Genomic DNA, 11,974 nt, shown 5'->3' on the forward strand with positions numbered 1-11,974 from the left:
GAAGGCAGATGAAATTTGATTACAGTGAACAGATACTCACATGGAAGTGGGATGGTAATGAAATAAAGATTGACTTACCAGATATCATTCATGCGGAATATCATAAAGATGAGAACATTGTTATCGTCTATAGTGGAGAAAACTTTATTAGCAAAACTATTTTCTACTATAGTTTAGAAGGAAAATTATTAGGGCGACAAAATGTAGAGGAAGGAAGACTAGAGTGGCATTATAAGGGCCAACATCAGATTGATTTTCATCATTTACATCATCTGCGATTTAGTCCTAAATATCAGCGTATCTTCAGTATATTTCGCTCATCCAGCGATTTTGACGTTCCATCAGAATTAGAGGTTTATAATTTAGAAGGTGAGAGAATCGACCAAATTGAATCTCCTGCAGGGTTTACAATGCTATACATTTCTGAGATAAGTAAAGAAAAACTGAGAATTGTATGTGAAGCTCTTAAAGAAGATTGTTTTGATAGTTTTGGTCGAAGTGATTTCTATTTTAATGTGGATTTAGAAACTAGAAAATGGATAAAAGATGGCGTAGCCTATTGAGGAAGAGAAAAAGAAACCTGATTTTATGATATTCTGGTTGAGAGAAAAACTTGCACTAGGAGAATACAAATGAAACCAACAAAACTACAATGGGAAGATGTTACCAAGTTTGAAGAGGTAAAAGGTTACGGTCAGCATATCTGGAGAGATAAGGACAAGTATTATTTGGTTTTAGAAGAAGGAACTATAGTGTCTTGGTTAGTAGTCTATGAATTACCAAATGAGTTGTTTGCTTTATTAGATAGTGGGGAAAGAACGCTAAAAGAAGTATCTTGGAAGATTAAGCACGATTGCTGGCCACCGACGGAAGAAGAAAAGAACAAAATAAGGAAAGATAGAGCTAGAAAAAAACCAATTGTGCTGATTTCTAACCGTAAAAATCAGTTGCTTTTTAGTAACAAAGAACTTGAAATACTTATTCCCAAAGCGGAACAACAATGGATAGAATCAATGGGTAAACTTCCAGATGATTATGTATCACCACTTAAGTAAGGAAGGTATAAAATGAAACCAACAAAACTACAATGGGAAGATGTTACCAAGTTTGAAGAGGTAAAAGGATACGGTCAGCATATCTGGAGAGATGGTAATCATCTTTATTACGTTACCGAGGAGGGGGGAATTGCCCCTCAGCGTGTGGTTTATGAATTACCAAATGAGTTATTTGCCTTACTAGAGAGTGGGGAAAGAACGGAGTTAGAAGTATTAAGTAAGCTTCAGACTGATCGTTGGCCACCGACGGAAGAAGAAAAGAAGGCTAGTGAGAAACGATTTATAGAAGAGAGTCCTACATCATTAATTGATTTACCTGAAACTAGAGAGTTATTTACTCAGGAAGAGCTTGAAAGATTAATTCCAATTGCTGAGCAAATGTGGATTGACTGGAGAGGGCAACTTCCAGATGATTATGTATCACCACTTAAGTAAGGAAGGTATAAAATGAAACCAACAAATCTAGAATGGGAAGATGTTATCCAGTTTGAAGAAGTTGAAGGATATGGGAAATCCATCTGGAAAAATGAGGATAAATATTATTTAGTTTCAGAAGAGGGAACTGTGGCTTCTTGGTTAGTTGTCTATGAATTACCAAATGAACTGTTTGCTTTATTAGATAGTGGGGAAAGAACGCTACGTGAAGTATCTTGGAAGATTCAGAACGATTGTTGGCCACCGAACGTGACACAAGAAGAAGCTAATAGAAATTTCTTGAGGCAATATCCAGAAGCTTTAAGAGGAAATCCTAAAGCGCAAGGTTTATTCACACAGGCCGAACTGGAAGAAATATTACCCGAAGGTGCTGAAATTCTAGCGTGTAGCGATTAAGAAAAGAAAACTAAGCTTAATAAAATTAAAATGGTAAATTTTGCAGAGAACGAACTAAGTCTCTTCGAAATTGGAGATAAGAGAGATTATCAAATGAAAAATTACAGAAAACTCTTGTTAGAAGCTATTCAAGCTGGCAATGTTGCAGGTATTTTGCGAGGTGAAAAAAGATATCGCATAGAGCCGCCGACCTCTGTACCAGATATTTTTCCGACGGATATTTGCCAAGTATTAGCTGAGTATTTCTACAAGCAGAATGATATTGATAAGATTCAAGATATATTAGAAGGCGGTCTTATAGAGTTATCGCAGCGTTCTGCTGTTGATTTGTATATTTCAGTTTTGTTTTTTGATGCAATCCTTTTTATGCAAGAAAAAAATATAGCTAGTTTTACAATCCATACGTCGACAGTTGCCCAAGCAATTGCTAAAGGAATTAAGGATTATCAAGAGGAATTGAACGACAGCATCACTTTCCCAAACGGTCTTGTTAAAATAAAACCAATGAAGCAACTGGAAAGATTCAATCAAAAATATCAAAAGAATGAACGTTTTTCCATTATTGTGAAATAGTGATGGAACTTGTAACACTCTATAGATAAACTGTTAATTGGGACAATAATATGAATAATAATTTGAATTTAGATTTGTTAAAACAAGATGTAGAAAAAGAAATCAGAGAAAAAGGCTTTGAAAATCTTTATTATGCTCTATTTGATGAGCATAGTAGTCAACTTTGGGCCATACATCTATACTATCGAGATGGGAAGTTTATGGTAAATAGTCGGGACGACCGGACCTATATAATGGGTAAAACATGGGAGTTTGAGAATTTTGAAGAGGCAAAGCTATTTTTTCTTAATTTAATGGAGTCTTTTATCGAAATGAACAGATATTTTGTACAGAATGGAGATTCACCCTACTATTCTTGTAGTTTGTGGGATGAAAAAGGGGATGACTAGAAGATGAGAGACGAAGCCAAAGAACGTTTAGAACTGTTGTCAGCCATTCAAGATTTAGGATACGAAAGTTTGAGATATTCTATTTTTAACGAATATGGTCCTAGTGAATGGGAAGTGGTAATCGAATATGACGATTCTAAGCAAGTGTACAATATTTACGCTACCATGGATCGAGCAAGTTATAATAAAAAATTGGAATTTGATAATTTTGAAGCTGCTAAAAATAAATTTTTAGAAAAACTAGATCTTACTGTAGAAATAAATAAACTTTTTGTAGAAAATGGGGAAGTTCCTGAATACTCCTCCCCGTTATGGGACAAAATCGAAGCTGACATTGAGAACATGAAATGCATAGTTGAACAAGAAATTGAAAAACGTCATTATGAGAGCTTACATTATGTTCTATTTGACGAAACAAAACAGCTTCCTTGGGCATTTCATCTTTATCAGAAAAATGGAAAATTTTATGTTGATGGTCGAGATGATCGATCATATATAGTTGGACATAGTAAAGAGTACGATAATTTTGGAAGTGCAAAGAAAGATTTTTTTGAAAAATTAGAACTCGTTATAGAAACTAATAAACTGAATATACAATTAGGATTGCCAGTAGAATATACATCACCATTATGGGATGAAAAAGAGGATAACTAGAAGATGAGAGACGAAGCCAAAGAACGTTCTGAACTTTTATTAGCCATTCAAGATTTAGGATATGAGTCTTTAAGATATTCTATTTTTAATGAACACAGACTTTCTGAGTGGGAAACTAGGATAGATTATAATCCAGAATTGAAATTGTATGAAGTTTACTCAACAATGGATCGAGCGAGTACAGGAAGTATTTTTAAGTTTAAGACATTTGAAGAAGCAAAAGAGAGATTTATCCATAATCTAAAGTTAACAGTTTTTCAAAATAAAACTTCCGTTGAAAATGGAGAAGTTTCTGAATATTCCTCTCCATTATGGGATAAACTAGATATCGATATTGAATCTTTGAAAAATATAGTGGAAAAGGAGATTAAAGAAAGAGGTTTTGAAAGCTTGTCTTATGTCTTGTTTGATGAAGATAGCAGTCAACCTTGGGCAACACATTTGTTTTTTAAAAATGGCAAATTTCAAATTAACAGTAGGGATGAACGCTCATATATTGTGGGGAAAACATGGGAGTTTGATACGATGAATGAAGCAAAGGATGAGTTCCTTAAGATTCTAAGTCGAACAGTTCATGCGGAACAGTTGGCTAATGAACTTGGTTTTTCGCACCCCTATCCTTCGCCACTATGGGACGAGGAAGGAAAAAGATTTAATTTGAGGCAGGATATGTGAATCTTGTAAAAGATGTGTTTATCTTTCTAGGTCATTGAGAACTAGCTAAAGTTTAGTTAGTACGAAAGAGAAGATAAATGATTTTGAAGAAAGAATAAATCAGTAGACATTTGGTAAAAGACAAAGGAGATGAGAATGGAAACTATTTATTTAAGTCAAAAAGACATGTTGGAAATCTGTCAAGAGGGGGATAAGTATTTTTTACGTTATCCAACTTTTAATATTACCATGCCAGAAGTGGTTCAAGAAATTCCCAAAGAAGCTGCCAATAGCTATATATCGGGAGAACATACTGGTAAAGAGTTGATGAATTATGCGCAATATGGTTTTTGGAAATCAAAAAAGCAATATACACAGGAAGAGTCAGACAAAATTTTTATACGAAATAATCCTGATTTAATTTTTAATGATTTACTTGATAACAAAAAAATATTTTCTCCTGGAGAATTTACTCAAATTGCCACCCAAGCCATCGTTTCAAAATTGAAACCTAGCGAACTTGACGCTATTGGTATAGTTGATAATCATTTAGAGCTTCTTCTGGTGGATCCAGTCGGCTGGCAGGAAGAGATAGAAGCAGTCCATCTTGAAATTCTGCAAGAAAAAATTAACAATTATATTCACTTCCTCGAAAGCAAGCAGTATGTGGAGCGATATGGCGATAGCTTTGACAAAAAAGTCATCCATATCACATTCCAGTACTCCCCATCTGATAATGGATTGGTCTTTCTTGCTGAGGTTCAGAAAGTGTTACAACCCACAGATATGAGTTTGAAGGTAGAATTACCGGAGTGATAAAGAGGGCGAAAGACGCTCTCTTTTTGTGGTATAATGTGACTAGATTGTCAAAACTTTTTTTAAACAGGTAAAAATAGGATATAGTTAGGAATTCTAATGATTATAAATAATACAGTTATCAACAAACAATTAACAAAAGAAATATTTAATAATAATTTTAAAGTTTATCTTCAACAAGATGAAAGTTCTAATTTATTTAAGTTAAAATCCCCCGTTAAGATTGAAGGATTAGAATTTTGGGCAGATTTTAATTTTAAAAATAACATTCTTGAATCTTTAAAGTTATGTATTTATCAATCAAATGCTCCGATAAATTATTCGAATATGTTTGAATATAAACTACAAGATATAAAAGGAATACAGGATAAGTGGTTAGAAAAACAATATGGTAGATTTTCCGAAAAGAGTACATACTCTAGTAAATTTAATACCTCTTTTGCGGAAATAATATCATATATCGATACAAAATCAGGTGAGACCAGTATTCTATTCTTGTTTAGCAAATAATTATTATTTATGAATAATGGAATGAGGTAAAAATAATGCAGTTAAAGCAAGAATTAATAGAGTTACTATTAAAAATAGGGGAAACAAATCTGAATCGGTCGGACTTATTTTCAGAAGAAAAACCATCTCTATTCTTACCGGAAGGACGTACTATTTATTTAGAGGGCGATCACTATTACATTGTTGGTGTCGAACGTGGCAAAATAAATTCTGAGAAAAAATTTGCTAATAAGGAAGATATACTTTATGATCTTTTACAATCATATGTTACTAGAATAGCATCAAAGAATGCATGGACGAATGCTAATGGAGATTTTGAACGTTATAATAGCCTTCTTCAAGAAGAACAAATTCGCTTATTTAGTATAATTGATCCTAAGTATGGAGAGAGAAGAAGGAAGGAAGCAACCTCAAAATTCTCTTTACTTAAAAAGTCATAAAACTAACGGAGAAACTACAATGACAAAAGAAGAGTTACTTACTTTTTTAGAGTGTAATCGAAGTAAGCTTAAATATCATACAGTCTATCTAAACAAAAAAGCATTAGAGCAGTTCGCAATAGGGTATTTTCTGGATTCGAAATCAAATAAATTTCTGGTGTATGAAGTGTCAGAGCGTCAGAGTTTAATTAAAATTGCTTCCTTTAAAAATGAAGAAGAAGCTATTGAGAAAGTTTATGAGATAGTCAAATTTAGATGTCGTATGTGAACTAGATTTCTATTAATAAGTAAAGAATGTTATGGAGAATAGCATGATGACCAATTTAAAAGAAGAACTGACAGATTCGTTATCTGAATTAATAGAGTTTCTATCAAATTACAAGGAAAAAAATAATGTTAATAATTTCATTGGTATCCTTGAGGAAATGCAGTTTATCCTACAAAGTATAGGAAAACCCCAGATACCAGCTGAAACGATGAACCAACTACAAAAAATGTACAAAAGTATGTTTTTCCCAAGAGATGGTTTATCGGATTTTTATGTTTTTGATTCGGACGCTTCATACATGAAAAGAAAAAATGAACAATTTTCTTTATTGATAAAAAGAATTGACAGCTTATTAAAAGACTAGACAGCTGATGAACGTTTCCATAAGGTTGGGTTGGAAAGTAACAAAATAGGGGTGAATAATGATTGCAATTTATCGGGGTAAAAAATATCATGTTTCAAAAGGTCTTAGTAATAATGATTGGATTGTTCTGACTAGTGATACAAAGGATGAGGGATTTAATAATTATGTAGATTCTTGGGGAGAAGAAATTGATGATTTCTTTTCAAAAAAAGTCAAAATGGAAGAGCTAGACTATCTATACAAGATTCATTATGAGATTCAATATAAGGGGCATTCTTTTTATGTTAGTAGTGGGATGATTCGAAGGAATATTGAGAAAGATTGGTTTGAAATAAAACCAAGCGCCAATCAAAATCAAATAAAGGATGAGTTGGGATTCAAGCAGATAAACAAATTAGAATGGGCAAAAGAGATTAGCCGAAAAGACATTGAAGTCTTAAAAATAGTCGAAACACCTTTAGGAATCTTTAAAGATCAGGGAGTTAAAGTAAAAAGTTTAGAATGCCAAGCCATTGATAACTTTTTAAATTCTATTGAAAAGTAATGTTGTGATACTGTGGTTTCAATCTAATAGAAGAAAAAAATGGAATCTGTTTCGAGGAAATGATAATGTTTGATAATGAATATATTGTAAGTTTGAAAAGGTTTATCAGAAATGTCGAAATTGTTTCAATAAATAACAAGTTGCAGGCATATGATAATGTGGATATTATTTATATTCTAGAAAAAAGAGAAGACGAATTTGTTATTTCACTAAATGAAAGAGGGGTTATTTTAGAATATTGTAAAATTCGTAACAAGGAGTTAGCTCAACTCTATTTTGCTATCTTTGTTAAAAGAGGTGTTACAGATTTTGAATTCCCCTTGATGACTTTAATAAATGATATAGAGGATATCGAAATTCTGAAAGAATACTTAACTAGAGAACAACTTGATAACTTTTATTCGGTTGACTCTAGGACTAAAGGAAAAATAAATTTTTCTTCAGAGTTAAACAAAATTTATTACATAGATGCAAGTGACAATGAATACAATCTCTTTTCTCCACCAAACAGAATATTTCAAACCTTCTATGTATCAATTGTAAAATTAAAAACCATGAAGGAGTGGTTGATTCAACTGAATGATGCTAATGGACTAGGAGATCAATATGAGGCTACTTTGCTAGGGTATAGTTCAGAGGGGCTAAGTAGAAGTGATCTGTTTGTGATTAAGGAGAAATGATGGAAAAAATTTGCTTTACTTATGGAAATTTTCGGTATTTAGTATTTGAATTCAATCATCAATACTATCTACTTGATAGAAGACCATGTCATTTGATAGGATATCTTTTTCCACCTATAAATTGGCTTTTCTTTCAACATGTGTATCCCATTACATCGGATGAGTATTGTAAAATAAAAGAAAAAACTGGACGTGCTACAAAACTCACTGTTTCAGCTTCTCTCGGTGCTGGACTGAGTGTCTTTTTATATAATTTGTTACGCGTGAACAAGATTGATATCACTAAGTATTTTGAAACGAATCTTTCAAGTTTTACGACAGTGGCACTTTTTTTAATGACTTTTCTTTTAACATATGTTCTGGTTGAATTATTTTACTATTCTCGGAAAAGAAGGATGGCCTCCGTGCTAGGGCGCGAACTTAGGCATTTACAATACTATAAAATCACACCAGTAAAAATTGACTTTAAACAATTGCTAGGCTTTTTAGTAGTTATTGGTGGACTAGCATTTTTTATGTCCTTGTATTATTTTTACTCAGGTAACTTACTTTTTGGTTTAATGGCTAATGCAATCATCTTTTTATATTTATCGGCTTCTAATGTTGCATTTGGAACTGAAAGTCATCACTTATATAAAATAAATGATAAAATACTAAAATAAGATATCGCCGATATCGAGATACTCCTCGAAGCTTGGGAAAAACTCATGTTTTCTTAAATTAGTAAGGATTAGAATGCAAAAAATAAAATTATATTATAAAGGGAATCTTCGATACCTATTATTTCATTATCAGGGGAGACAGTATCTATTAGATAGATCTCCTAAACATTTTTTCGGATATTTCTGTTTGCCTCTAAACTGGTATTTTTATCAGAAAGTTTATGCTATCTCAGATGAAGAACTTGTTAAAATCGAAGAAAAAAACGCTAAGGAAAGCAAATTTATCCTTCCAACGTCATTAGCTGCAGGATTGGCAGTTTTTGTGAATGCCTGGGCTCATATGAACCATATCGATTTATTTGCCAACTTTTATGTGAATTTTTCGATAGTAACTAGCTTGGTTTTAGTAGTTATTGGTCTATTATTATCTTTTAGTTTGCTTCAACTTTTATATTCTAAAAAGAAAAACAGCTTGGAAAAATTACTCAATAGATCGTTGGAGCAATCTATTTATTTTAAGATAAAACCAGTAAATTCATTGATTTTTTATGTCAAAATGCTTGCTTTAAGATTGTGTGTTTTTGCTTTAGCTCTTATATTTGCTCTGGCATTCATATATTTGAAGAACATTAGCATGCTTTGTTTAATGATGTTAATAATGTTCATATTTCTAGGGACTGTCAACATTGCATTTGCACCTGGAGAAGAACGGGAATATGAGATAGTTGAAGTTAGGTCAAATCATAGTAAAAATTAAACGAAGTGATTAAAGTTAATAAGGAATTCAATTATGAAGAACCAATACACGCAATATATTAAGCAATTACAAGAGTTGATTAACTTGGAATATCCGAGCCAGAAACGATATCCTGGGATCATTCAGGATATTTACAAGCTGACTGAATGTATAGGACGAGGAGAAACGACGGATGAAGTCAGCTTTTTTAGTCTAGCAAGAAGATTTGTAGATGAGACCATGGATTATAAAAGCGATATTTTAGTTGTCTTAAAACAGTTGGAGAAAGAACTGAACAGAAAATAGAAAACATTATAAAGGACTAGTTCATCTAGTAGAATTTAAGAACAAATTAGTCTATTGTGACTTAAAGACAAAGAAATTGTATTTTTCAATTCCAGAAAAAACTTCTAAGAGTCAACAGTACATTATATTTTCACTGGTGTTGCTCGTTCTTCCATTTATAAGATTTCTGAATGGATTGACAATCTTTAGTATACCTGCTCACAAGTTTCTTTATTTGATTTTATTCTCTTGTCTTTCCTTATTTATCGGAAAATTGCTAGATGTCTATTTTAAGAAAGATTTGGATTTGTATCCGGCTCTATTTACAGATTTGGAGTACTTAGAGTTCTTAGAAGTATCGAAGAAAAATGCGGCTATCATATTATTCTTTATACGTTGTAGTCTTATCAGTCTGCTAGTATTTGTACTAGTCTATCTGTCATATCCTAGTTTTTTGCCATTATTTTTCCACTCGATGCTTTTGTTTATTCTCTATTTGTATTTAGCCAATAATTTGCACAAGCGGAAGAAGGTAATGGAGAGTTTGATAAGAAATGCACGTACCAACTAGATCTTTTTGCCTATGGTAAAGAAGAATCAAAAAAAGTAAAAAAAGTTCATTTTTCTAACAACCATAACCCCTTGCATTTGCACCTGGAAAAGAACGGGAATATGAGATAGTCCTCAAAAGAATGTAAAAATAATTAAATTTAGGTGATAGAATATGAAAAGAAAATCCTTATTTAAAGCAAGTTTTGAAGAAAGTTTAAATTTATTAGATGATGGGTTTTTACAGTATCAATTGAAGGAACAAGATAAAAAAATGTCCAAACCTCCAAGGAATGTATTTGACTATTTTAAAAACGCTGTTTTATACGGTATATTGACACTTATTTTCCCGATTGGCTTCAATTTCTTATTATTGGCTTTTTCAACAATGCTTTATACTAGTGACCCAAAAGATTTAGTCTTTCCAATTTCTAATCATAATTTTTTAACGGCTCATGTTTATGTAATCGGGTTATTTATATGGCTTCTCTTAGTTCTAATTGGTAAATTTTTCAAACCATTTTTTATTCTTCCATATAGGACTCATTTTCATGCCATAACGTTTTTTATTTGGTTTGTTATAGAGTTCGACCTCTCTGCTATTGGTTTAGCATTACCATTTCTAACAATTTTAGGGCTTTTTGCTATTGGTTGTATTCTTTTAGCCTTAATTTATTAGATGTTAAGGATAGAACTTAAAGATTTGAAAAATCTAATGTATGGAGAAGTTAAGTCACCTACCTTACTCGATAAAATTGCTAAAGACCTTGCTATTTATGGAGCAGGTCTATTGGGATTAGCTGTGATTGTTAATTATATTTTCAAAGCATTCTCTATTAATTTTTCACATTCCGTAACTCTTTTAGGTCTCTTCATATGTTGGATTTTGTTAAACATTGGTTTAATTACAATGCTTATTTTTATGGAGTTTCCTTATTTCCTTTATGCTTACTATAAATGGAAATATCCCGAAGAATACCGCGAGTGGGAGGGAAAATCTTTAGAAGAGTGGTATGGAATGAAATATTTAAAAAAACACAAGGAGTTATTAAAATAGGATTTGGGTGAAAATCATGAAGAAAAGATCTATTTTTAGCGCAAGTTTTGAAGAAAGTCTTAATCTAGAAGATGATGGTTTTTTACAGTATCAGAAAGGAAATGTTTTCTCTAAATTAGAAACATATTATAGGGAAGGAAAGTCTAAACTAGTTCTTCATATTCAGAATATTGTTTTCACTCTTATCGGTCCTGTCATTATAAACTTTATGATTCTTGTTTTCTCGCTATCCTTGCACAACTCTGATCCTAAAGATTTAAGATTGCCTATCTATCAACATCCATTACTAACAGCTGAGGTATATCTAGTCTGTTTCTTAATTTGGGTATTTATCATATTGATTGGTAAAGTTTTTAGAAAAGCTTTTATACTGCCTTATCGTAATCATTTTCATGTCATCACATTTCTAATTTGGCTTAGTCTTGAATTTAATCTGTTAGCGATTGATATGTCATTACCAACTTTATCTATTTGGATGGTTGCTGCTATTTTTGTTTTTATTACTATATTAGCCTATTTTATGTTTAGCCTTGAAATTGAAAGTCTTAAAAAACTGATGTATGGTAATGGAAGTGGCTCTTCTCTTCGCAACAAAATTGCCAATAAGATAGCGATTTATGGAATGAGTTTTTTGGGAATTGGAGTAATTATAAACTTTATTATAAAAAGTTTTTCCATAAAATTTTCAACTTTATTGGAAGGATTAGGTCTTTTGATAACATGGATTATCCTAAATATTGCTGTGATTGCTATGCTAATTTACATCGAATTTCCTAGTTATTTACAAGCATTTTACAAATGGAAATACCCAGAAGAATATCGTCAGTGGGAAGGTAGGACTGTAGAGGAATGGTATGGAAAAAAATATTTAAAAAAACACAAGGAGTTATTAAAATAGGATTTGGTT

Annotated in this window: 19 protein-coding genes and 1 pseudogene; all 20 read left to right on the forward strand. The window is 32.0% G+C overall.

What is annotated here, in order from left to right; genetic code table 11:
- Nucleotides 1-8 precede the first annotated feature (8 nt).
- Nucleotides 9-563, forward strand: a complete 555-nt coding sequence (locus QM408_RS04105) for a hypothetical protein (protein WP_225742514.1) — start codon at nucleotides 9-11, stop codon at nucleotides 561-563.
- Between the two features lie 69 nt (nucleotides 564-632).
- Nucleotides 633-1,055: a hypothetical protein gene (locus tag QM408_RS04110; protein ID WP_414373702.1), complete on the forward strand. Its 423-nt coding sequence runs from the start codon at nucleotides 633-635 to the stop codon at nucleotides 1,053-1,055.
- Between the two features lie 12 nt (nucleotides 1,056-1,067).
- Nucleotides 1,068-1,490 (forward strand): hypothetical protein, encoded by a 423-nt coding sequence (locus QM408_RS04115; protein ID WP_414373705.1) that lies wholly within the window; start codon nucleotides 1,068-1,070, stop codon nucleotides 1,488-1,490.
- A gap of 12 nt (nucleotides 1,491-1,502) precedes the next feature.
- Nucleotides 1,503-1,886: a hypothetical protein gene (locus QM408_RS04120; protein ID WP_414373707.1), complete on the forward strand. Its 384-nt coding sequence runs from the start codon at nucleotides 1,503-1,505 to the stop codon at nucleotides 1,884-1,886.
- Nucleotides 1,887-1,979: 93 nt separating this feature from the next.
- Nucleotides 1,980-2,459, forward strand: a complete 480-nt coding sequence (locus QM408_RS04125; protein WP_414373710.1) for a hypothetical protein — start codon at nucleotides 1,980-1,982, stop codon at nucleotides 2,457-2,459.
- Between the two features lie 50 nt (nucleotides 2,460-2,509).
- A complete protein-coding gene (locus QM408_RS04130; RefSeq protein ID WP_414373712.1) occupies nucleotides 2,510-2,848 on the forward strand; it encodes an Imm59 family immunity protein in 339 nt (112 codons plus the stop codon).
- Between the two features lie 3 nt (nucleotides 2,849-2,851).
- Complete coding sequence (locus tag QM408_RS04135; RefSeq protein WP_414373714.1) at nucleotides 2,852-3,502, forward strand: Imm59 family immunity protein; 651 nt, start codon at nucleotides 2,852-2,854, stop codon at nucleotides 3,500-3,502.
- Nucleotides 3,503-3,505: 3 nt separating this feature from the next.
- Nucleotides 3,506-4,177, forward strand: coding sequence for an Imm59 family immunity protein (locus QM408_RS04140; protein WP_084947138.1), 672 nt, complete (start codon nucleotides 3,506-3,508; stop codon nucleotides 4,175-4,177).
- 135 nt (nucleotides 4,178-4,312) lie between these two features.
- Nucleotides 4,313-4,972, forward strand: a complete 660-nt coding sequence (locus QM408_RS04145; protein WP_084928438.1) for a DUF6572 domain-containing protein — start codon at nucleotides 4,313-4,315, stop codon at nucleotides 4,970-4,972.
- 99 nt (nucleotides 4,973-5,071) lie between these two features.
- Nucleotides 5,072-5,482, forward strand: coding sequence for a hypothetical protein (locus tag QM408_RS04150; protein ID WP_084928439.1), 411 nt, complete (start codon nucleotides 5,072-5,074; stop codon nucleotides 5,480-5,482).
- 35 nt (nucleotides 5,483-5,517) lie between these two features.
- Nucleotides 5,518-5,922, forward strand: a complete 405-nt coding sequence (locus QM408_RS04155; RefSeq protein WP_084928440.1) for a hypothetical protein — start codon at nucleotides 5,518-5,520, stop codon at nucleotides 5,920-5,922.
- 19 nt (nucleotides 5,923-5,941) lie between these two features.
- Entirely contained in the window at nucleotides 5,942-6,190 is a 249-nt protein-coding gene (locus QM408_RS04160) for a hypothetical protein (RefSeq protein WP_125851900.1), read from the forward strand.
- A 43-nt stretch (nucleotides 6,191-6,233) separates the two neighbouring features.
- On the forward strand, nucleotides 6,234-6,554 hold the full coding sequence (locus QM408_RS04165) for a hypothetical protein (protein WP_239822234.1): 321 nt from the start codon (nucleotides 6,234-6,236) through the stop codon (nucleotides 6,552-6,554).
- 58 nt (nucleotides 6,555-6,612) lie between these two features.
- Entirely contained in the window at nucleotides 6,613-7,098 is a 486-nt protein-coding gene (locus QM408_RS04170; RefSeq protein WP_084928442.1) for a hypothetical protein, read from the forward strand.
- Nucleotides 7,099-7,163: 65 nt separating this feature from the next.
- Nucleotides 7,164-7,778, forward strand: coding sequence for a hypothetical protein (locus QM408_RS04175; protein ID WP_084928443.1), 615 nt, complete (start codon nucleotides 7,164-7,166; stop codon nucleotides 7,776-7,778).
- On the forward strand, nucleotides 7,778-8,440 hold the full coding sequence (locus QM408_RS04180) for a DUF443 domain-containing protein (protein WP_084928444.1): 663 nt from the start codon (nucleotides 7,778-7,780) through the stop codon (nucleotides 8,438-8,440). The genes QM408_RS04175 and QM408_RS04180 overlap by 1 nt, the downstream gene beginning before the upstream one ends.
- A gap of 73 nt (nucleotides 8,441-8,513) precedes the next feature.
- The gene (locus QM408_RS04185; RefSeq protein ID WP_084928445.1) at nucleotides 8,514-9,197 is read left to right on the forward strand and encodes a DUF443 family protein; all 684 of its coding nucleotides are present in this window, start codon (nucleotides 8,514-8,516) and stop codon (nucleotides 9,195-9,197) included.
- 33 nt (nucleotides 9,198-9,230) lie between these two features.
- Nucleotides 9,231-9,482, forward strand: a complete 252-nt coding sequence (locus tag QM408_RS04190) for a hypothetical protein (RefSeq protein WP_414373718.1) — start codon at nucleotides 9,231-9,233, stop codon at nucleotides 9,480-9,482.
- 703 nt (nucleotides 9,483-10,185) lie between these two features.
- Nucleotides 10,186-11,067: pseudogene (locus QM408_RS04195) on the forward strand (hypothetical protein).
- A gap of 16 nt (nucleotides 11,068-11,083) precedes the next feature.
- Nucleotides 11,084-11,965: a hypothetical protein gene (locus QM408_RS04200; protein WP_414373720.1), complete on the forward strand. Its 882-nt coding sequence runs from the start codon at nucleotides 11,084-11,086 to the stop codon at nucleotides 11,963-11,965.
- Nucleotides 11,966-11,974 lie beyond the last annotated feature (9 nt).

It is taken from the genome of Streptococcus mitis (assembly GCF_047464965.1).
GTDB classification, from domain to species: domain Bacteria; phylum Bacillota; class Bacilli; order Lactobacillales; family Streptococcaceae; genus Streptococcus; species Streptococcus mitis_DU.

Excerpts from the sequence above, each read along its gene's own strand:
- QM408_RS04160 (WP_125851900.1), top strand. The coding sequence starts at position 5,942 with ATGACAAAAGAAGAGTTACTTACTTTTTTAGAGTGTAATCGAAGTAAG.
- QM408_RS04110 (WP_414373702.1), top strand. The coding sequence starts at position 633 with ATGAAACCAACAAAACTACAATGGGAAGATGTTACCAAGTTTGAAGAG.
- QM408_RS04190 (WP_414373718.1), top strand. The coding sequence starts at position 9,231 with ATGAAGAACCAATACACGCAATATATTAAGCAATTACAAGAGTTGATT.
- QM408_RS04130 (WP_414373712.1), top strand. The coding sequence starts at position 2,510 with ATGAATAATAATTTGAATTTAGATTTGTTAAAACAAGATGTAGAAAAA.
- QM408_RS04150 (WP_084928439.1), top strand. The coding sequence starts at position 5,072 with ATGATTATAAATAATACAGTTATCAACAAACAATTAACAAAAGAAATA.
- QM408_RS04105 (WP_225742514.1), top strand. The coding sequence starts at position 9 with ATGAAATTTGATTACAGTGAACAGATACTCACATGGAAGTGGGATGGT.
- QM408_RS04185 (WP_084928445.1), top strand. The coding sequence starts at position 8,514 with ATGCAAAAAATAAAATTATATTATAAAGGGAATCTTCGATACCTATTA.
- QM408_RS04145 (WP_084928438.1), top strand. The coding sequence starts at position 4,313 with ATGGAAACTATTTATTTAAGTCAAAAAGACATGTTGGAAATCTGTCAA.
- QM408_RS04125 (WP_414373710.1), top strand. The coding sequence starts at position 1,980 with ATGAAAAATTACAGAAAACTCTTGTTAGAAGCTATTCAAGCTGGCAAT.
- QM408_RS04200 (WP_414373720.1), top strand. The coding sequence starts at position 11,084 with ATGAAGAAAAGATCTATTTTTAGCGCAAGTTTTGAAGAAAGTCTTAAT.
- QM408_RS04180 (WP_084928444.1), top strand. The coding sequence starts at position 7,778 with ATGGAAAAAATTTGCTTTACTTATGGAAATTTTCGGTATTTAGTATTT.
- QM408_RS04120 (WP_414373707.1), top strand. The coding sequence starts at position 1,503 with ATGAAACCAACAAATCTAGAATGGGAAGATGTTATCCAGTTTGAAGAA.
- QM408_RS04155 (WP_084928440.1), top strand. The coding sequence starts at position 5,518 with ATGCAGTTAAAGCAAGAATTAATAGAGTTACTATTAAAAATAGGGGAA.
- QM408_RS04170 (WP_084928442.1), top strand. The coding sequence starts at position 6,613 with ATGATTGCAATTTATCGGGGTAAAAAATATCATGTTTCAAAAGGTCTT.
- QM408_RS04140 (WP_084947138.1), top strand. The coding sequence starts at position 3,506 with ATGAGAGACGAAGCCAAAGAACGTTCTGAACTTTTATTAGCCATTCAA.
- QM408_RS04175 (WP_084928443.1), top strand. The coding sequence starts at position 7,164 with ATGTTTGATAATGAATATATTGTAAGTTTGAAAAGGTTTATCAGAAAT.
- QM408_RS04115 (WP_414373705.1), top strand. The coding sequence starts at position 1,068 with ATGAAACCAACAAAACTACAATGGGAAGATGTTACCAAGTTTGAAGAG.
- QM408_RS04165 (WP_239822234.1), top strand. The coding sequence starts at position 6,234 with ATGATGACCAATTTAAAAGAAGAACTGACAGATTCGTTATCTGAATTA.
- QM408_RS04135 (WP_414373714.1), top strand. The coding sequence starts at position 2,852 with ATGAGAGACGAAGCCAAAGAACGTTTAGAACTGTTGTCAGCCATTCAA.